We start from the raw sequence: 20,724 nt of genomic DNA, 5'->3' as shown, positions 1-20,724 counted from the left end.
TGATTTTCCTTCTGGCTGCCAAGATAGTCCTGCGGTGAGTGTACTGCTGATCCTTGGGAGTTGCGAGATTGAACGATCCAGGTTGGAAACGGCGTAGCTTTGTTTCGTGTGAATTTGCGGTTGCTCGCATCTTACATAGTTTGCCGCTCATTGATCTCCCATAGGAGAGATGCTCGGTTTGGTGTATGTGGTTGCTGGCAAGGTAAATGCAAGTTTGCGGAGGGTTACGTGACGGAGTCGAAGCGGAAGAGTACAGGAACGTTGCATGGTTCGCGTATTGAAGACTACAGCCTGATTGGAGACTGCGAAACGGCGGCTTTAATCTCCCGAGAGGGGTCGATCGACTGGCTGTGCTGGCCATCTTTTTCGTCGTCTGCCTGCTTCGCTGCGCTGCTGGGAACGCGGGATCACGGATTTTGGCAGATATTCCCGAAGGGCAAAGTAAAGGCAGTGAGGCGAGAGTACGAGGGACAGACTCTTATTGTGCGGACGACCTTCGAGACGAGGGAGGGAGAGGTTTGCCTGATCGACTTTATGCCGCAGCGAGAGAAGCACTCCCATGTCGTGAGGATTGTGCGTGGGGTTCGCGGCAGGGTTGCGATGCAGATGGATCTTGCGATCCGCTTTGATTATGGGAGGACGGTTCCGTGGGTGACGAAGATGGATGATGGGTTGCGGGCAATTGCAGGCTCTGACATGGTTACTCTGCATACTGATGTGCCGCTGCGTGGTGAAGGAATGACAACGCGCAGCAACTTCACCGTGCATGAGGGTGAGGATGTGACGTTTACGCTGACGAATACCTCGTCGCTGGAGAAGGCACCGAAGGTGCTATCGGTGAAGCGAGCGCTTGCGGAGACACAGAGTTTTTGGCGACGGTGGAGCAGCCAAAATAAATACGCAGGTCCCTACGCGGATGCGGTCGAGCGTTCGCTGATGACGCTGAAGGCGATGACGTACAAGCCTTCGGGAGGAATTGTGGCGGCGGCGACGACCTCTTTGCCCGAGAGGATCGGCGGTGAGCGCAACTGGGACTATCGCTACTGCTGGCTGCGCGATACTTCGTTCACTTTGCTGATCCTGATGCAGGCCGGATATGTCGAGGAGGCGGTGGAGTGGCGGAAGTGGCTGCTTCGAGCGATTGCAGGAGCGCCTGATCAGATACAGACGATCTACGGGATATGTGGGGAGCGTCAGTTGGTCGAGTGGAACGTGGACTGGCTACCTGGATATGAGAACTCGCAGCCGGTGCGCGTCGGTAACGCTGCGGTCGATCAGTTTCAACTGGATGTGTTTGGGGAGGTCTCGGCGGCTCTGTCGAGGACGCCGGAGGCTGAGGATGAGATTCGAGTGTCGGCGAGTTCGGTGCAGGCGGCGTTGACCGACCACCTTTGCCACGTTTGGCCGAATCCTGATGAAGGGATTTGGGAGACGCGTGGTGGTCCGGAACATTTCACGCACTCCAAGGTGATGGCGTGGGTGGCGTTGGATCGCGCGATTAAGCATCACGAGCAGTACGACGGCAAGGGCGATGTAAAACGCTGGAAGAAGAATCGCGACATGATTCACCGTGAGGTTTGTAAGAAAGGATTTGATAAGAAGCTGAATAGTTTTGTGCAGTCCTATGGATCGAAGCAACTCGATGCTTCGTGTCTAAGGATTGGATTGGTAGGGTTCTTGCCGCCGGATGATCCGCGATTTGTGGGAACGGTGGAGGCGATTGAGAAGCGATTGATGAAGAATGGATTCGTCGACCGGTATGACACGAAGAAGACGGATGATGGACTGAGTGGGAGTGAAGGTTCGTTTCTTGCGTGCAGTTTCTGGATGGTAACGAGCCTGTGGCTTATTGGGCGTAAGAACGATGCGAAGGCAATGTTCGATCGGTTGCTCGCGTTGCGCAATGACGTTGGTTTGTTGTCGGAAGAGTACGACCCCGTGGCGAAGAGGATGGTTGGAAACTTTCCGCAGGCTTTGTCGCACATCGCGTTGCTTCAGGCGGCCTTTGTGATGGTTGGGTTGTGGGTTCCTGAGCCGGTGGTGGGGAAAAAAGCACCGCGTGATGTTGGGCGCAGTTCGAAACGTTCAAGCGGCGATAATAAGCGGAAGCCCAGCAGCCGCATCCGATAGCGCGATTGCTAAGATGCTGTGAATAAGTCAGATGCAACCAACGGAAGGTTCTACGTGTCTAACACGTTACCTGAATATTTTTGGAATGCTTCGCGTAACTCTCGCTACTGCCTTGTTTCCTGAACACGATCTTCGATTGGTTGATGATGCTACGGATTCCATGTTCGACTTACAGGCTGCAACTCCATAAAGAATTCACATTTGACGACGCGGCGGGGATCGCGGAGTATTTGCGCACGCTCGGGGTTTCGCATGTTTATACTTCGCCCTATCTTCAGGCTGCACCCGGAAGTATGCATGGGTATGATGTTGTCGATCATCAGCGTGTGAACGAAGAGTTGGGTGGAGCGGAGGCGCACGAGCGATTTTGCAAGAAGCTGGGAGAGACGGATCTGGGGCAGGTGCTGGACATCGTTCCGAACCACATGTCGCTGGGCAAAGAGAATCGATATTGGTGGGATGTGTTGGAGAATGGGACGTCGAGCCGGTACGCTTCGTTCTTCGATATCGACTGGCAGCCGCAGGAGGAGCGCCTGCGCGATAAGGTGCTGGTGCCGATACTTGGCGATCAGTATGGGAGAGTCCTGCAGTCGGGTGGCATCAAGGTGGTGCGGCGTGGTGTTAAGTTTCAGGTGGAGTGCTCGGGGCAGACGCTGCCGGTTTCGCCGCCTTCGTTGCCGGTGATTCTTGCTCGGGCGGCAGAGTATGCCAAGTCGGATACGCTGAGTTTTCTTGCTGCGTCGTTTGGACGGCTACCGGCGCCTGAATATGTCGATCGTCGTACGATTCTTGCTCGTCACCGCGACAAGGTCGTGCTGTTCACTTTGCTGGAGCGGCTGTGCGCGGAAGAGCCTGGAATCTTCGAAGCGATGGATCAGGCAGTGAGTGAGTTGAACGACAATCTGGATGCGGTGGATGATTTTTTGAATCAGCAGAGTTATCGGCTGGCTTACTGGAAGACCGCGGATCAACAGTTGAGCTATCGCCGGTTCTTCGATGTGAATACGCTGATTGGCCTGCGTGTCGAGCGCGAATATGTGTTTGAAGAGACGCATGCGCTGATACTGGATTGGTTGAAGCGCGGGGTGCTGGATGGCGTTCGAGTGGATCATCCAGATGGATTGCGTGATCCATTGGAGTACTTCAAACGGCTGCGTGAGCGCGCGCCGGACGCGTGGGTGATCGGGGAGAAGATTCTCGAGCCGGGAGAGTTTCTGCGTGCGGAGTGGCCGATTCAGGGGACGAGTGGGTACGACTTTCTGAACGTCGCTGCAGGCCTGCTGGTGGCGCCGGAGGGCATGATGGAGTTGCAGTCGATCTATGGCGAATTTACGGGGCAGCCTACCGATTTTCATGCGATCGCACACGAGAAGAAGATCAACGTTTCGCAGGAGGCTCTGGGGAGCGATGTGAACCGGTTGACTTCGATCTTTGTAGAGATATGCGAGGCGAATCGCGATCGCCGGGACTATACGAGAGCTGAGGTTCGACGAGCGATTCGTGAGGTGGCGGCGTGCTTCTCGATCTATAGGACGTACGTGGTGCCGGAGCGCGAAGAGATCACCGATGAAGACAGGGAGTACATCACGCAGGCGGCGGAGTGCGCGAAGGAGAAGCGGCAGGATATTGATGGTGGGCTTTTCGATTTTCTTCGCGATGTGTTGACCATGCAGGTAAAGGGCAAGCTGGAGAGCGAGTTCTTATTGCGGTTTCAGCAGTTCACGGGGCCGGTGATGGCGAAGGGGGTGGAGGATACGGCGTTCTACTGCTTCAACCGCTTGACGGGAATGAATGAGGTGGGGAGCGATCCGGGGCGGGATGGCGTGAGCGTCGAAGAGTTTCATTCTTACTGTGGGAAGATGCATGAGACACATCCCTCGACGATGACGACACTGTCGACACACGATACGAAGCGTAGTGAGGATGTGAGGGCGCGGCTTGCGGTGTTGTCGGAGATTCCGGGGCGTTTTGGTTCGGCGGTGCAACGATGGTCGCGGATGAATAACGCGTTTCGGGCGCGTAAGCCTGACTCGGATCCGATGCCGGACCGCAACACGGAGTATCTCTACTACCAGACATTGATTGGCGCGTGGCCGTTGCCGATGGAGCGTGTGAAGGCTTACATGCTTAAGGCCGTTCGTGAGGCAAAGCAGCAGACGAGCTGGGTTGCGAACAATAAAGAGTTTGAAGATGCGCTGAATCTCTTCATCGAATTTACGTATAACTACGCGCCTTTTCTGCGCGAGCTGCAACAGTTTGTCGATCGGATTATAGAGGCTGGCCGCGTGAATTCGCTGGCGCAGACATTGCTGAAGTACACGGCCCCTGGCATGCCTGATCTTTATCAGGGAACGGAGTTGTGGGATCTGAGTCTCGTCGATCCCGATAACCGGAGGCCGGTTGACTATCGCTTGCGGCAGCGGTTGTTGGGGGAACTGAAGCAGATGAGTGGAGACGACATCGCTATTAAGGTGATGACAAGGACGGACGAGGGTCTGCCGAAGTTGTGGACGATTCATAAGGCGCTTGAATTGAGACGTGAACGACCGGAGTGGTTTGGAGCGGATGCCGACTACATTCCGCTGATGGTGGATGGGGCGAAGTATGACCACGTGATTGCATATTTACGTGGCGAAGACGTGATCACGGTGGTGCCGAGGCTAACGATGAAGCTTGCCGGCGTGTGGAAGGACACGTTAGTTACGCTGCCGGAGGGCCGGTGGAGGAATCGTCTGACTGGCGCAATGATCGAAGGTGGCGAAGTGGGGATTAAGGGGTTGCTGAAGGATTTTCCGGTGGCGCTTCTGGTGCGCGAAGGTGTGGGGGAGTAATCGATATGCATGAGTTTGAAGTTTGGGCGCCAAAGGCACAGCGGGTTGCTGTGAAGATTGGAGAAAGCACGTACCCGATGAGCCACGAGGGTGATCGTGGATGCTGGCGCGTCTCGGTGCAGGAGGCAGAGCCAGGGACTGATTACGGATTTGTGTTGGACGATGATCCGAAGGCTTGGCCAGATCCCAGGTCGCTGCGGCAACCACATGGAGTGCATGGAGCGTCGAGGGTCTATGACCAATCGGCGTTTGTGTGGACGGATCGTGGTTGGGATGCGCTGCCGCTTTCATCTGCGGTGATCTATGAGCTTCACGTCGGAACGTTTACGCCGCATGGTACGTTCGATTCCATGATCGAACGGCTTCAGTATCTGGTCGAGCTTGGTGTTACGCATGTTGAGTTAATGCCGGTGGCGGCGTTTCCTGGTGGGCAGGGATGGGGATACGACGGTGCGGCGCTGTTTGCGGTGACGGAGCAGTATGGCGGGCCGGATGGGTTGAAGCGGTTGGTAGATGCCTGCCATGCGCGTGGGCTGGCTGTGCTGTTGGATGTGGTCTACAACCATTTTGGGCCGGTGGGAAACTACAGCGGCAAGTATGGACCATACATTACGGAACGGCACCACACGCCGTGGGGCGGCGCGATCAACTTTGAGGGTGAGGGAAGCGATGAGGTGCGCAGATTCTTCTGCGATAACGCGCTGATGTGGATGAGGGACTATCACATCGACGGGCTGCGGCTGGATGCAGTGCATGAATATATTGATCGGTCCGCAATTCACTTCATGGAGCAACTATCGACAGAGGTGAAAGAGTTGTCGGCAGAGCTGGGACGGCGGCTGGTGCTGATCGCTGAGAGTGATTTGAACGATCCCAGAGTGATAACACCCACAGAGGCTGGTGGTTATGGCATGGATGCGCAGTGGAGTGATGACTTTCATCATGCGCTGTTCACTGTGCTCACATCGGAGGGCCAAGGGAAGGGCTACTACTCGGATTTTGGGACGTTCGAGAAGCTGGCGAAGTCGCTGACGAGTAACTTTGTGCAGGATGGGACGTATTCAACGTACAGACGGCGTTCTCATGGGAGGCCCGCCGATGATCTTTCGCCGCATCTGTTTCTGGGATATATCCAGAATCACGATCAGGTTGGAAATCGAGCAGTTGGAGACAGAGTGAATCAGACGGTTGGGATGGAGCGTGCAAAGGTAGCGGCTGGGATTGTGTTGACGGCTCCGTTTGTTCCGATGATCTTTCAGGGCGAGGAGTATGCGGCCTCAACAGCGTTTCAATATTTTGCAGACCACGAAGATCCGGAGATGGCCAAGGCCGTGAAGTCTGGACGGCGCGGGGAGTTCGCAGCGTTTGGGTGGGCCCCGGAGGACATTCCGGACCCGGAAGATGTAGAGACCTTTCTGCGTTCGAAGCTGATGTGGAACGAAGTACATCAGGGCTGTCATGAGGAGATGTTGACCTGGTATCGGAGTTTGATTCGTCTTCGCCGTGCATCTGCTTCGCTGAACGATGGGCGACCGGGGCAGGTGAAGGTTCAGTTCAATGAGGGCAATCGCTGGCTGGTGACGGAACGTGGTTCGATCACAGTGATGTGTAATCTCGGCTCGGCTGCGGTGGAGCTTGAGAATCTCGCCAAGTTTGCTCTGGTGCTGGCGTCGCGAGAAGGGGTTGAAGCCAGGGGAGATAAGATTTTGTTGCCACCGGATAGTCTTGCGATTCTTTCAGGCGAAGGGAATCGACCGGTTGTGTAGTATTTTCTAACGGGATCAATTCGCTAAAGGTAATTCTCTATCATGCCGTTGGGCCTTCGTTGCTCCTCCCGCTTAGCGCTTGTATTTGGAGTGCTTTGCATAAGCGAATCACAGACTGGGCATCGGGTGGACGGTTGCTGCGGTGGCTGAAATTACAGCCAGATGTAACCGTGATGAGGTGATGTTCACTTGGTTATGTTCGCTTATCGATGAGAACGGCGGTGTTGCGTGCGCTTCGTAGAGGTGTGCGTCGCTTAGCAACCGCAGGTTCAATACGAACGTCGTTTCCAGAGGAAACTTTTGGTGTGCTGGCTCGTCTGCATAGAGACCGGCGACTTTGGTGTGTGAATCCAAAGCGACTAACAGAATTGCGTGAGTTTTTGAGGAGGAAGGCGATGTTGAGCAGATTGAATGTACTTCGAAGATCTAGGCTCGCTGGTGCGTTGATCACGGTTATGTTGTGTATCCCTGCCGTGAACGCGAATGCAATGGTACAGACTCCTGCAGCCGCGCCGGCAGCGGTTGCACGTCAGCTCGGTACAGTCAAGGCGGTCTCTGGAAATACGCTGACTCTGACGACCGATGCGGGACAAGAGGTCGTCGTGAGTGTGGCAGACGGAGCGCGCGTTCTGCAGTTGGCGCCGGGCAGTACTGATTTGAAGACGGCCCAGACGATCGCGCTGGCAGATATTGCGGTCGGCGATCGCGTCTTGGTGAGTGGGAAGGCTGGCGAGTCGGCGGGTGCTTTTGCGGCGTCGCGCGTGATCTTGATGAAGTCGGGAGATATAGCGCAGAAACATGAGGCCGAGCAGGCTGACTGGCAGAAGCGTGGTACGGGCGGCATCGTGAGCGCAGTCGATGCTGGCAGCGGCGCATTGACGGTATCGATTCGCGTGAAGAAGCTAACGGTGAATACGTCCAGCACGACAAAGTTTCGACGGTACGCCGGGGACTCGGTGAAGTTTGAGGATGCGAAGCCGGGGACGCTGGCGCAGATACAGGTAGGGGACCAGCTTCGCGTGCGTGGGGCTAAGTCGGATGACGGTACTTCGATCCAGGCAGAAGAGGTTGTCAGCGGATCGTTCAAGAATCTTTCAGGGTTGATCGCGACGGTTGATGCGGGAAGTGGGACGCTGACACTGAAGGATCTAACGACAAAGAAGACGGTCACGGTGACGATCACAGCGAACTCGAGTGTGCGTTCGCTGCCGCCTGAGGCTGCGGCGAGATTTGCGGCCCGAGCGAAGGGCGCTGCTGCCGGTGGGAGTAGCGGCGGCGGCACACCGGCTTCCGCGAACAATGCAGCAGGTGGAGAACGAACGGGTGGCTCGGGACGTTCGGCAGGAGCTGATCTTTCGCAGTTCGTGAGCAGGTTGCCAAGCCAGACGATCGCAGATCTGAAGGTAGGAGAGGCTGTGATGATCGTTGGATCGCAGTCGGACGGAGCGAGCAACGGAGTGACGGCAGTGACTTTGCTCTCCGGAGTAGAACCAATTCTTGCCGCTGCGCCCAGTGGGTCGGGGTCTTTGACGTTGTCTCCGTGGAGCCTTGGCGGAGGCACTGGTGACGGCGGCTCTCAATAATTTTTGTAGAACTAATTTTAGTAAAACCAGGGTGTTTATTTTTAGGAGTAGTAATGTCATTTCGCGCAGTCTTGAAGTTTGTTTTACTTTTTTCCATTGCTTTGACGTCGATGGCTGCAAGCGCCCAGCAGACGGGTGCCACAGTGCACGGACTGGTTGCTGATCCTGAAAGTGCAGTGATTCCGGGCGCAACGGTGACGTTTACGCCTGTTTCGGGGAAGGCGTTGATTACACAGTCGCAGGGAGATGGGAGCTATTCGCTGCGCGGGGTTCCGGCGGGAACGTATTCGGTCACGGTCACGATGCAGGGCTTCGCCTCGTTTGTAAAGATGGGTGTGAGGATCGCTGCGGGCCAGGCGTTGACTCTTGATGTGAAGATGGAGATCGAGGAACAGAAGCAAGAGGTAAATGTCACCGCGCAGAGTGCGCAGGTGAGCGTGGACGCGGACAGTAACGCTAGTTCTACGGTGATCAAGGACAAGGATCTCGATGCGCTGTCAGACGACCCCGACGAGCTTTCCTCGGAGTTGACTGCACTTGCGGGCCCTGCAGCGGGGCCGAATGGAGGGCAGATCTACGTGGATGGATTCACTGGCGGCCAGCTTCCTCCGAAGTCGTCGATTCGCGAGATCCGTATCAATCAGAATCCTTTTTCTGCGCAATACGATCGTCTGGGTTATGGGCGCGTCGAGGTGTTTACCAAGCCGGGAACGGACAAGTTTCATGGGCAGTTCAATATGCAGGGTATTACGTCTGCTCTCAACACGGGCAATCCACTGTTGAACGCGTTTAACAGCCCAGGACAGGCGCTTCAGACGCAACCGCCGTATCACACGATCTTTGTGCTGGGGAATATTACCGGGCCACTGACCAAGATTTCATCGTTCACTCTGTCGGGTTCGCATCGTGCGATTCAAGACAACAATCTTGTGAATGCGACGATTCTCAGCCCGATCACAGTTCTGGGCTCGACGTTCACCTGTCCTCCCGGACAGATCTCGTGTAACTACGCGACCGCGAACCCTGCGCCACAGTCGAGGACGGACATCAATCCGCGAGTCGACCTGGCATTGGGTGAAAAAAATACCCTGGTGACGCGGTTTCAATATGAGCAGAACGATCAGAATAATGTTGGCGTTGGAAGCTTGAATCTACCGGACACGGGCTACTATTCCAGTGCCTCTGAGACGACGGTTCAGATTAGCGATACGCAGATTCTGAGCCCTCGGGTGATCAACGAGACCAGATTCGAGTATCAGCGAGAGCGAGCGTCGCAGACGCCTCTGAGTACAACGCCGACGATTGAGGTGCAGGGCAACTTTACGAGTGGTGGCTCGAATAATGGCCTGAACTCCGACCATCAATCTCATTTTGAGGTGCAGAACTATACGTCGATTCAGTTGACGAAGAACTTCATACGACTGGGAGGGAGGCTGCGGTCGACGGGCGACATCAACAGTACGACGGCGGGAGAGAATGGCTCGTTCACCTATGACTGCCTCATAAACACTTTGTGTAACGACTCGAACGCGTCGTATCAGAACAATATCGTGAGCCAGTTTGGTGTTGTTCAGGTACTGAAACCGGCGAGCGCGACGCTCGTGGATCTGGGACTCTATGCCGAAGATGACTGGAAGGCGCGGCCGAATCTCTCGATCAGCTATGGCTTCCGGTATGAGACGCAGAATCACCTGGCGGATCATCATGATTTCGCGCCGAGGGTCTCGGCACGTTATGGTCTAGGGGCGAAAAACAACCCGAAGACTGTGCTGAGTGCGGGCTTTGGTATCTTCTATGATCGTTTTCTGCTGGCAAACATTTTGAATACCGTGGAGTCGGATGGTACGCACCAGATACAGACGCAGATCGTAAATCCGAGCACGCAGTGCACGCCACAGAACTTTGCGGCGAATCCAAACGTGTGTACCGGAGGAGCGCCTCCTACGGGTAATAAGACCTATACGGCGTCGCCGAATCTTCGCAGCCCTTATACTTTGCAGTTCGCTGCAGGAGTTGACCAGCAGTTATTTCGCGGGGTGACGGTGTCGGCCAACTACCTCTACGCGGTTGGGGATCACCAGTTTTATAGTGAGAATTTGAACTCGCCGGTCAATGGTGTCTATCCATTTCCTCCTTCAGGTGACGCACGTCCTGAGATTCTGGATCAGTATCAGTCTGGTGGAGTATTCCGGCAGCGGCAACTGTTTATCAATCCGAAGATTCAACCGAGCCGCGCGCTCTCGCTCTTTGGCTACTATGTGCTGAACTTCGCGAAGGCGGATACGGGGGGACCGACCTCGTTTCCATCGATTCCGTACCACATTGGAGCGGACTACGGGCGGGCTACGTTCGATACGCGCTACAGGGTGTTTGTGGGTGGAAGCCTGACGATGCGGTACGGGATTACCGTTAGTCCGATCCTGATTCTTTCGGCAGGGACACCCTATAATGTCACCCTTGGACGCGACCTGAATAATGACAGCATCTACAACGACCGGCCAGCGTTTGGGCCGTCGAACGGCATCGCTCCCGGAACTCCGGGTTCGAACACGATTGCAGGGTGCGGAAGTTTCGTTACGCCGACTGCGGGACAGGCGCCGATTCCGATCAATCTCTGTACAGGGCCAACGCTCTTCACAGCGAATCTGCGTGTGACCAAGACCTTCGGCTTCGGACCGCTCACGGGTGCGGCGGCCCAGAATGGGGGCTCTCGTGGAGGCAACTCCGGAGGACCGGGCGGCCCAGGTGGGCTTGGCGGAGGTCGCGGCGGCTCCGGTGGTGGACGAGGTGGTCCTGGCGGTGGCCCCGGTGGTGGCTTTGGCGGCGCAAATACAGGGCATCGCTACAACCTTGCCTTTGGCGTTCAAGCGTTCAATTTGTTCAACAATGTAGATCTTTCAACGCCGAATGGCACTTTGACGTCGCAACAGTTTGGACAGTCGACGCAGCTTGCCGGTAATCCGTTTACAAGCAACTCCGCAGCACGGAGAATTTCGTTGCAGACTTCGTTTACCTTCTAGATTTTTTTTATAACGTCAGGGCGCAACCGAGATCTGGTTGCGCCCTTTTTTGTTTGGTTGCTATGCGTGCTATCACTGCCTGATTACTTCGAGGCGTTGAAGTTCTTTTTGAGTGTCTGCCAGCAGGTGTAGTACTCGTGCTGGCGGGCAGCGGTGTCCATCGCAAACTTTGTTGGGCGGCAGACGAAGCGTGTTTCGAACATGAAGGCGAGAGTTCCTTCCAGTTTGACCGGTTTTAGTTCGGCAGCACTGGCGCGAATGAAGGTCTCGGCGTCGGGGCCGTGGCCGCTCATGCAGTTGTGGAGGCTGGCTCCGCCGGGGACGAAGCCTTCGGCCTTGGCGTCGTACTCGCCGGTGACGAGACCCATGAACTCGTTCATGAAGTTGCGATGGAACCATGGCGGACGGAAGGTGTGTTCTGCGACGATCCAGCGCGGCGGGAAGATAGCGAAGTCGACGTTGGCGGTGCCGGGGATCTCACTGGGTGAGGTGAGAACGGTGTAGATCGAAGGATCGGGATGGTCGAAGCTTACGGAGTTGATGCAGTTGAAGCGGGCGAGATCGTACTTGCAGGGCGCGTAGTTACCGTGCCAGGCGACGACGTCGAGTGGGGAGTGGTCGAAGTCGGAGGCCCATAGATTGCCTTGGAATTTTGCGACGACCTGGAAGGTGGCGTTGTCGCGGTCGTCGTAGGCGGCGTGCGGAGTGAGGAAGTCGCGGCTGTTGGCGAGGCCGTTGGCACCGATTGCTCCGAGTTCGGGTAAACGAAAGCTGGCGCCATAGTTTTCGAGGAGGTAGCCGCGGGCCTGGGGCTCGAGTAGCTCGACACGGAACTTGATGCCGCGCGGGATGAGGGCTATTTCGCCGGGAGTTAGATCGAGAATGCCGAGTTCGGTGTGGAGCATGAGCCGGCCTAGCTGAGGGACGAAGAGGAGTTCGCCGTCGGCTGAGTAGAAGAAGCGGTCAGTCATGCTTTTGTTGGCGGCGTAGATATGGATCGCGACGCCGGAGTGCATCGTCAGGTCGCCGTTGCCTGCGAGGGTTGTGAGGCCGTCTACGAAATCGACTGGGGTTGATGGTAGCGGCAAGGGGTCCCAACGCAGTTGACTGGGTGTGGTTTCGACTTCGTTGAAGGGGGTTGAGCGGACCATGCCGCTTGCGATTCTCTCGTACGGCTTGTGCATGACGGAGGGGCGAATCCGGTAGGTCCAGGTGCGGCGGTTGAGCAGCCGCGGTGCGGTGAAGGGGCTGCCGCTCAGTTGCTCGGTGTAGAGGCCGAGCGGGGCTTTTTGGGGAGCGTTCTGGCCGACGGGGAGGCCGCCTGGATGAGCTTCGGTTGCAAACTCGTTTCCGAAGCCGGTGAAGTACTTGAGATCGGGCATTGTGTTCCTCTCGGTGACGATAGGTCTGGTCGACGAAGCTTCGCGGCGAGCGAAGAAGGCTTCTCTGCGACACAGAAGCTTAGCCGAAAACATGTGTCTCGTGTTGTGGGGAAGTAAGTGCTACCTAGTTTGGAGGGTGTCGGCGGTAGCTACGAGATACGGTTTGCTGACAGCCTCGTGCGTTGAGCCTGCAGACGCGATCACAACAGTCTTTGCGTTGAGGAACTCGCGCATGCCTGCGGCCGATAGTTCGCGTCCGTAACCGGAGCGTTTGATTCCGCCGAAGGGAAGGCGCGGGTCACTGGCCACCATGGTGTTCAGGAAGACTCCGCCGCACTGTAGTTCGGCGACTAGCCGTTGTTGCTCGGCAGGATCACGAGTCCAGGCGGAGGCTCCGAGACCAAAAGGCGTGTCGTTAGCGATCTCGATGGCCTCGTTGAGATCTTGAGCCCGGAAGAGCATGGCGACAGGGCCAAAGAGTTCTTCGCGATAGACCGCAGAGTTGCGCGGTATGCCGGTTATGACGGTTGGCTCGAAATAATTGCCTGCACCGAGCATGCGCTCGCCGCCGGTGAGGATGCGTGCGCCGACGCGGGTCGCCGCTTTCACTTGTTCTTCGAGAAGGTCAACGGCGTGCGCGGTTACGAGTGGGCCGACCTGGACCTCTGGCTTCATGGGATCGCCGACGCGAATCGCCTCCATGCCGGCGACGAAGCGGGACTCGAAGGCATCGTAGATCTCGTCTGCGACGATGAAGCGCTTTGCGGCGATGCAGGATTGTCCGCTGTTGACACAGCGTGCGCGGATGGCGGTTTCGATGGCGAGGTCGAGATCGGCTGAGGGCATCACGATGAATGGGTCGCTGCCGCCGAGTTCGAGGACTGATTTTTTAATGAGCCAGCCCGCCTGTGCTCCGATGGCTCGGCCAGCAGCTTCGCTGCCGGTGACGGTGACGGCTACGATGCGGTCATCGCCAAGGATCGTTTCAACCTGCTGTACATCGAGGAAGAGACTTTGAAAGGTGCCGCGGGGGAAGCCGGCGCGACGGACGAGAGCCTCGATGGCAAGAGCGCATTGTGGAACGTTTGGAGCATGTTTGAGTACCGCGACGTTGCCGGCCATCAATGCAGGTGCGAGAAAGCGGAAGACCTGCCAGAACGGAAAGTTCCAGGGCATTACGGCGAGCACGACACCGAGGGGATCCCATCGGACGTAACTGTGGTTGTGCTCGGTGGGAATGGACTCGGGTGCGAGGATTCGTGCGGCGTGTTCGGCGTAGTAGCGGCAAGCGTCGGCGCACTTCAAAATTTCGTAACGGGACGCTTCGATCGGCTTGCCCATCTCCAGCGTGATGAGAGTGGAGAGGTCGTCTAACTCGTTGTCAAGGATGGACGCAAGTTTGCGCATCCATAGTGCCCGGTGTTCAATCGGTATCAGCGCGTAGGTGCGAAAAGCCTCTGCGGCAACGGCGATCTTCTGGCGCGCGGCTTCGTCGGTGAGCGGTTCAAACTGGCGTAGAAGCTTGCCGGTAGCGGGATTGATCGATTCGATGGCCATTTAGACGCGGTCTACTCTAATGCTAGCTTAGCAAGGACTGAGGCGAGCAGGTGTACCCCAAGAGTGGTATCTGCTGGGGCAGCATATTCGTCAGGCCTGTGGCTGACGCCGTTGCGGCAGGGGATAAAGATCATGGCGATTGGTGCGATGCGGGCCATGAAGAGTGAGTCGTGGTATGCGCGGCTGACCATTTTTTTGTATTGAATGCTTTGTTCGGTGCAAACCGTTTCCAGCAGTTGGATGATGTGTGGTGAGGACTGTGCGGGGACGTCGGCGTTGACCAGTTCTTCCGTGATTGCAGCTTTGCGGTGCTGGCGGAGCTGCTCGCAGTCTTGGCGGATAGACTGCATAACGCTCTCCCTGCGTACGGGGTCGGTGTCGCGGATGTCGAGTTGAAGGACGACGCGGCTGGGGACGCTGTTGACCGCGCCGGGGTGGACGTCGCAGGTACCGACAGTCGCGACGGTGTCGATGGCTCCTGTGGCGAGCGCGTGTTTTTCGACGGAGAGGATGAGTTCGGCGGCGGCGCAGAGCGCGTCTTTGCGGTCAGGCATGAGGAGTGCTCCGGCGTGACCGCCGAAGCCGGTGATGGTGAAACGATAACCAGCCGGGGCAGCGATGCTGGTGACGATGCCGATTGGAATGCCTTCGCGTTCGAGTAGAGGCCCCTGCTCGATATGGAGTTCGAGCCAGGCGTGGTAGTAGTCGGCGGGTAGGCGAACGGAAGAAAGCGTGCCACTGAAGCCTGCGGTGGTGCGGACTGCAGCGAGGGTTGCTTCCTCTTTGTCCTGCATCGCGTCTGCTCGGAAGGGATCGAGAGTGCCGGAGATAAGACGGCTGCCGAGACAACCGATGCCAAAGCGGGTCGGCTCCTCCGAGGTGAACATGACGAGCTCGATGGAGCGGCGCGGGCGCAGACCGCTTCGCTTGAGCGCACGCATCGCCTCCAGGCCGCCGAGTACGCCGACCGTGCCGTCGTACATGCCCGCATGCGGTATGGCGTCGGTGTGAGAGCCGGTGGCGACAGCGGGTAAGTGGGGCTCTGTGCCGGTCCAACGGATGAAGATGTTGCCCACGGCGTCGTCGCATATCTCGAAACCTTCTGCGGTTGCTAGTTCTTGCAGCCACGCGCGAGCGCGGAGATCATCGGATGAAAAAACGACTCGGGTGACAGAAGTCCCGTCGCTGACGGGCTCAGCGTCGGTGAAGGTGGCGAGGGTCTGTAGTTCGCTTGTCAGTCGCGCTTGATCGATTTGTATCTGCATCTCCAAAATAATTGTTCCGCCGTTTCTGACTGCGTTGTGGATATCAGACGAGTGGATGCCTGTTCCAATCTTTGTAGATGAGGTATTTCGCCGGGCGTTTGCCGAGCGCGCCGAACCACTGCGGGCAGAAGGGGCCCATCCAGATGAAGTCGCCTGCGGTGACGGGATACCAGCTGTCTCCCAGTCGGTAGATGCCGCCACCTTCGAGCATCAGCAGACCGTGTTCCATGACGTGTACTTCGACCATGCTGAGTGCGGCACCTGGTTGGTAGATCATTGTGTTGACGGCAAAGTCGAAAGATAGGGAGTTGGGAATAAGGCTGCGAACCTGAAGGTCAGGGTCGTCATTAAGCGGCACAGAAAGGGTTTTGTGCTCGTGGCCTACCAACGGCTCTGGGGCAGAGACAGACGTTAGCGTGTCGTACGGTTTTTCGATAACCGCAAGCCGTGTTGTCTGCTGCGCCGTCAGTGTGTGTGCAGTGTCTTCGGGAAGATAAGCGTATGCGCCTGGGGTCAGAGTCTGAAAAGTTGTGTCAGTCGCGAGGTCGGCGGCGCCCGCCAACGTATAGATGAACCGCTGATTGGAGGTGGGGCCGAGCTTGCCGCCTGGCTCAAGCTCAGCGGTGTACTGCATGAAGGCCGCGCCACCTGCGGGTGAGATATGGACGACGGCAGTGGCGAGTTCCATGCCTGGTAGCGCAGCGCGGACGAAGGTGTCCGGCGTGTGGAGCAGGTGGTCGCGTTGATTGGTGCTACGGGTCTGTCCGAGGTTATGCATGGCCGTCCTTTAGCTTCGATTTATCATCGCCCAACAGGGTGAGGAACTCCAGTGCTGTGGCGAGTGCGGCTTCAACGTCCTGAGGTAAAACAGATTCGTCCGGATGATGGCTGAGACCTCTCGGACTACGAAGAAAGAGCATGGATGAGGGGACGCTCGGAGCGAGAATCATTGCATCGTGGCCGGCACCACTGGTCATCCTGCGACAAGTGAAGCCTACCCGGGCCGCGGCGGTGTGGAGCATATCAGTCAGGGATGGATCTAGCGGTACGGCCCGCTGCTCAAGTTGAGTGACGAATGTGACCTGGACAGTGCGTTTGGCGCTTAAGCTCTTTGCTGCAGCAGTCAGCGCGGCCACGGCGGTGTTGCGGACCGAGTCTTCGGCGTGGCGGACGTCGAGCGATGCTGTTACCCGTCCTGCAATGACGTTCCCAGCGCCAGGAGAGACTTCTACTTTGCCGACGGTGGCGACAAGGCCTTTGTGCGAGGACGCGTAATCTTCGACCGCAACGATCCATTCGGCGGCAGCAGCCATTGCGTCGCGCCTCAGATGCATGGGAGTGGTACCTGCGTGGTTAGCTTGTCCATCGAAGACGAATTGCATTCGGGTCTGGCCGACCAAAGCTTCGACGACTCCTAGCGATAACTCTTCGCTCTCGAGGATTGGTCCTTGTTCGATGTGAAACTCGAGGTACGCGAATGACTCGTCGGATAGGACCGCTGCTGGGAGCTGTGCCGGATCAAGACCGTAGGCGCGAATCGCTTCAGTGAGGCTGACACCGTCTCGATCCTTGCGGGCGAGAGTTTCGGCATACAAGTTACCAACTACTGCGAGGCTCCCAAGGAAAGGTGTGCTGAAACGTACACCCTCCTCTTCTGAAAATCCGATGACCTCGATGGAGAAAGGAAGGTGTTTACCCTGTAGCTCTTCGATTACGGCGATACCGAGAACCACTCCCAAGATGCCGTCGAAGGCGCCGGCGTTGGGTACAGTATCAAGATGCGAACCAATGATCAGACGTGGTGATTTCGTTGTGTTTGCTGGGTACAAACCACGGACGTTGCCGATGGCGTCAACGTGCACTGTCATTCCGGCGGCCACCATCCAATCGTGTATCAATTTATGGACGGCGTGCATGGGCGGCGTCAAAAAACGTCTTGTAGTCTCGCCAGAAATCTCTGTATGGCTTGCAATCTCCCTACAGCGGGCGATGATGCGAGCGGCGCGATCTATTTTTGTGACTGACATGGTTGCTTATTTGATCGTTTCAGGATTTGCGCCGGACGCGCGCTTCGATATATCCGTGTGGTTCGTCTGTCGGGACGAAGATTTCGTTAGGATTGTCCTGTCCGAAGCGCGACAGATCGACTAGAAGGCAGTGCTTGTTCGGCATGATGATCTCGATGTCATCGATCTCGGCCACTTCTTCGAGTGCACTCTGAGCCATCGCATACAGGGTCTGCTGAACGGATTTGCTGTCGTGATTCGCGAATGTACGAAGGAGGGCCTCGCGAAGAGCCGTGCGGACGGCGTCGAAGTTCAGGTTCGCGGAGGTGTAGCGCCACTCCGCACTGACGGCGGTTCCGAAGAGCCGGTCTTTTGTTTCGGGTAGTGTGGTCAATGAATCCTTGATGTAGCCTTCGAAGCCGGAGTTCGCTGTTTTGAGGAGGACGAGGTTGTCGAGGCCTGAGAGAACGTGGAATGCACCATTCTGTGCACGTTCGACGCTTGTGGTTTGGAGTTCGTTACTGCCGCGCATGAAGGCGCTTGGATGCGGCTCGCCGTCAACGGTAAGGCGCTTCCATAGCGTGCTCTCGATGCGGATCGAAACGGATTCAACCTGTGGGTTGCGTCCGAGGAGAAAGTCGGCAAGTTCTTTGGCGTATTCCTCCATTGAGGTTGCCTTTGAAGTCCGAGCGAGAGAGTACACGGTGTTCTTCATCGTGTCTGTCGGAAGAATCTTGCTGTTGTCGCCATCGAGATGCGCGGTATTGAAGTCGCCGCGGAGCAACACTTGAACTGTCCACTCGCGGAGATCGTGTCCGTACTCATGCCGCGTCACTTTCATCAGGCGTACGCGAGATTTACCGTAGCGATTTTCAGCCAGCTCAATCATGTTCAGCTTCCTCGGTAGGTGGTGTAGCCGTTTGCCGTCAGGAGCAGGGGGATATGGTAGTGCTGTTCGCAATCAGTCACTGAAAAAACTATCTCGATATAGGGATACAGCCCATCTAGTTGGTGCTGTCTATAGTAGGCTGCGGTTTCGAAGCGAACGCGATATGTTCCTGACTGCAGGGTGTGTGTTGCCGGCAACAGATACTTGCAGCGGCCGTCCTGATCGGTCGTCGCATCGTTGATTGGCGACCACTCGTTGTTTGACATGCGAGCGAGGGCGATTGGAACACCTGCTGCCGGTCTGCCCAGTGCGGTGTCTAGGAGGTGCGTCGAGATGCCCATTGTCAGTCGGACTCCAGCCATCGTTGAAGACGAAGTTGTGTGATTTGACGTTGTTGCTCGGCTGCTTCGCGGAACTCTGTTGCTGCGTCGTTCTGCATCCTTGTTTCAAGGATGGTAAGGATTTCGGCAGATGTTTTTCCTGTTGCGCAAACGATAAAGATGCGTTCGAACTTCTGCTCATAGCGACGATTCGCTTCTTCAAGAGCTTCTTTTGCAGCCTCATCCGTTGATAGCGCAGCCCGTTGTTCCTGTGCAGACCACTGTAAAGATTTTTCGGTCGCAACGGTCTGTGCATGCTTTTGTCCAATGCGGGGGTGGCTGTCAAACGCCTCTTGCCAAGCTGCTTCGGGCAGAGCAAACCACACAGCGGCGGATGCCTCGACCACGGAAGCCGTATCCACGAAGGGCCGCTTGGAGGCGAGTGCGACCGCCAATGCCTGTGAACCGCAGCATGGTAGCGCCTCGCGGGCCGCAGTGGCAGGGTCAAGCGAGTTCCATCGGGCCAGGACTTTGTTCATGTATTTGCTTACTATAACGTGACCTCGCGGCCTGAAGGAGTGGATGTGAAGGTGCCTTCACGGTAGATGGATTCTCCGCGGAGATAGGTTTGTTTAACTATGCCGCGTAGGGTCTCTCCCATGTACGGAGAGACGGAGTGGCGATAGTGCAATCTGTCGGCTCTGACGAGGAACTCGCTGTCCGTGTCGAAGATGATGAAGTTTGCTTCGCGGCCGGCTTCCAAAGTGCCAACCTTGTGACTCAAGCCAGCAAGGGCAGCCGGTGCGCTGCTCATCCAGCGAGCGATGTCTTCAAGTGAGCAACCGCGGGAAGAACACTCGGTATGAATGATCGAGACAGCGAGGGAGAGGCTGGCAATTCCTCCCCAGGCTTGATCGAAGCGGCCTGTATCCTGACGCTTCATCTCAGGCGGGCAGGGAGAGTGGTCAGTGACGATCATGTCGATGACGCCTTCACGGAGAGCATGCCATAGTGCTAACCGATTTTGCTCGCTTCGAATCGGGGGTGCGCATTTCAACAGAGTTGCGCCGTCGGCGATCTTCCCTGCAGCAAAGTGGAGATAGTGAGGGCACGTCTCTACGGTGATCAGAAGTCCTTCGTCGCGGGCGGCCTTTATCTCTGCTAGTGCCATCGCGGTTGAGAGATGGACGATATGGAGACGGAAGCTGTATTGGCGGCAGAGCCTGATCATGAGTCGAATTGCCTCGAGCTCCGCCTCGTCAGGCCGCGAGGCTAGATAGGTTGCATAGCTGCGCCAATCCGCGTTGCTTAGACTCTGCATCGCAGCGTCGATTGGCCCGGCGAGTTCTGCATGCACAAGAAGCGGGAGACCGGACTCAGCGATGGACGGCAACGCAGCCTCCAACTGCTGCTGATCGATCATGGTGAAGCCATCGCAACCGGGGTAGATGAGGAAACATTTGAATCCCAGGACACCGGCGCGAGCGAGTGGCAGGATGTGGGGTTGATTGTCCGCGACTGCGCCGCCCCAGGGGGCCCAGTCGACGAAACACTCGCCCTTTGCGGACCGGCGTTTCTCCTCTAGGGCAGCTACGGTAGTGGTTTCGGGGAGACAGTTCAGCGGCATATCGACCAGCGTGGTGTAGCCGCCGGCTGCGGCGGCGCGTGTGGCCGTACGAAACCCCTCCCATTCAGTGCGGCCCGGCTGGTTGATGTGGACGTGTGTGTCTACTAGTCCGGGCAGCAGGGCATCGTTGCCGCAGTCGATAACGATCGCATCCCTGGGCACATCCGACCGTCGGCAGATGGCTCGTATCTTTCGGTCTTCTACCAGGAGCGCGCCGTCTTGCGTGCCGAGCGGAGTGACGATGCGTTTCGAGATATAGGCATGTGCCATAATTTGATTATTCCGTCATCTTCGACGCGCAAAGCGCGCTATAAGGATATCGAGCCGAATGCAGGGCAACCCAATATT

Annotated in this window: 14 protein-coding genes; 5 read left to right on the top strand and 9 right to left on the bottom strand. The window is 56.8% G+C overall.

Translation table 11 applies throughout. The annotated features are described in order from the left end of the window. The first annotated feature begins 228 nt into the window (after positions 1-228). The 5 genes from RBB82_RS03155 to RBB82_RS03135 all read left to right on the top strand — a co-directional run bounded on the left by RBB82_RS03155 (position 229) and on the right by RBB82_RS03135 (position 11,330). A complete protein-coding gene (locus tag RBB82_RS03155; RefSeq protein ID WP_433973667.1) occupies positions 229-2,130 on the top strand; it encodes a glycoside hydrolase family 15 protein in 1,902 nt (633 codons plus the stop codon). A 143-nt stretch (positions 2,131-2,273) separates the two neighbouring features. Further along, positions 2,274-4,961 carry a malto-oligosyltrehalose synthase gene (gene treY / locus RBB82_RS03150; protein WP_433973666.1) on the top strand — a complete coding sequence of 896 codons (2,688 nt, stop codon included), beginning with the start codon at positions 2,274-2,276 and terminating at the stop codon, positions 4,959-4,961. 5 nt (positions 4,962-4,966) lie between these two features. Next, the gene (treZ, locus tag RBB82_RS03145; RefSeq protein WP_433973665.1) at positions 4,967-6,727 is read left to right on the top strand and encodes a malto-oligosyltrehalose trehalohydrolase; all 1,761 of its coding nucleotides are present in this window, start codon (positions 4,967-4,969) and stop codon (positions 6,725-6,727) included. A gap of 395 nt (positions 6,728-7,122) precedes the next feature. Continuing rightward, the gene (locus tag RBB82_RS03140) at positions 7,123-8,310 is read left to right on the top strand and encodes a DUF5666 domain-containing protein (protein ID WP_433973664.1); all 1,188 of its coding nucleotides are present in this window, start codon (positions 7,123-7,125) and stop codon (positions 8,308-8,310) included. 53 nt (positions 8,311-8,363) lie between these two features. Continuing rightward, a complete protein-coding gene (locus tag RBB82_RS03135) occupies positions 8,364-11,330 on the top strand; it encodes a carboxypeptidase regulatory-like domain-containing protein (RefSeq protein WP_433973663.1) in 2,967 nt (988 codons plus the stop codon). Positions 11,331-11,413: 83 nt separating this feature from the next. Here the strand turns inward: RBB82_RS03135 and hmgA are convergent, their stop codons facing one another. The 9 genes from hmgA to allB form a co-directional block, all read right to left on the bottom strand. Further along, a complete protein-coding gene (hmgA, locus tag RBB82_RS03130; protein ID WP_433973662.1) occupies positions 11,414-12,712 on the bottom strand; it encodes a homogentisate 1,2-dioxygenase in 1,299 nt (432 codons plus the stop codon). 120 nt (positions 12,713-12,832) lie between these two features. Beyond that, complete coding sequence (locus RBB82_RS03125; protein ID WP_433973661.1) at positions 12,833-14,269, bottom strand: NAD-dependent succinate-semialdehyde dehydrogenase; 1,437 nt, start codon at positions 14,267-14,269, stop codon at positions 12,833-12,835. Between the two features lie 11 nt (positions 14,270-14,280). After that, positions 14,281-15,534 (bottom strand): M20 family metallo-hydrolase, encoded by a 1,254-nt coding sequence (locus RBB82_RS03120; RefSeq protein ID WP_433973660.1) that lies wholly within the window; start codon positions 15,532-15,534, stop codon positions 14,281-14,283. 43 nt (positions 15,535-15,577) lie between these two features. Further along, positions 15,578-16,312 carry a (S)-ureidoglycine aminohydrolase gene (allE, locus tag RBB82_RS03115; protein ID WP_433973659.1) on the bottom strand — a complete coding sequence of 245 codons (735 nt, stop codon included), beginning with the start codon at positions 16,310-16,312 and terminating at the stop codon, positions 15,578-15,580. Beyond that, the gene (locus RBB82_RS03110) at positions 16,305-17,561 is read right to left on the bottom strand and encodes an allantoate amidohydrolase (RefSeq protein WP_433973658.1); all 1,257 of its coding nucleotides are present in this window, start codon (positions 17,559-17,561) and stop codon (positions 16,305-16,307) included. The genes allE and RBB82_RS03110 overlap by 8 nt, the downstream gene beginning before the upstream one ends. A 19-nt stretch (positions 17,562-17,580) precedes the next feature. Further along, a complete protein-coding gene (gene pucL / locus RBB82_RS03105; RefSeq protein ID WP_433973657.1) occupies positions 17,581-18,429 on the bottom strand; it encodes a factor-independent urate hydroxylase in 849 nt (282 codons plus the stop codon). A 2-nt stretch (positions 18,430-18,431) separates the two neighbouring features. Then, positions 18,432-18,770: a hydroxyisourate hydrolase gene (uraH, locus tag RBB82_RS03100; RefSeq protein WP_433973656.1), complete on the bottom strand. Its 339-nt coding sequence runs from the start codon at positions 18,768-18,770 to the stop codon at positions 18,432-18,434. Positions 18,771-18,772: 2 nt separating this feature from the next. Beyond that, a complete protein-coding gene (uraD, locus tag RBB82_RS03095; protein WP_433973655.1) occupies positions 18,773-19,288 on the bottom strand; it encodes a 2-oxo-4-hydroxy-4-carboxy-5-ureidoimidazoline decarboxylase in 516 nt (171 codons plus the stop codon). Positions 19,289-19,299: 11 nt separating this feature from the next. Next, positions 19,300-20,646, bottom strand: coding sequence for an allantoinase AllB (gene allB / locus RBB82_RS03090; RefSeq protein WP_433973654.1), 1,347 nt, complete (start codon positions 20,644-20,646; stop codon positions 19,300-19,302). Between the last annotated feature and the right edge of the window lie 78 nt (positions 20,647-20,724).

The sequence above is a fragment of the Tunturiibacter lichenicola genome (genome assembly GCF_051013355.1).
In the GTDB taxonomy this organism is placed as follows: Bacteria; Acidobacteriota; Terriglobia; order Terriglobales; family Acidobacteriaceae; genus Edaphobacter; species Edaphobacter lichenicola_F.
This window is presented reverse-complemented; position numbering and strand designations above follow the sequence as displayed.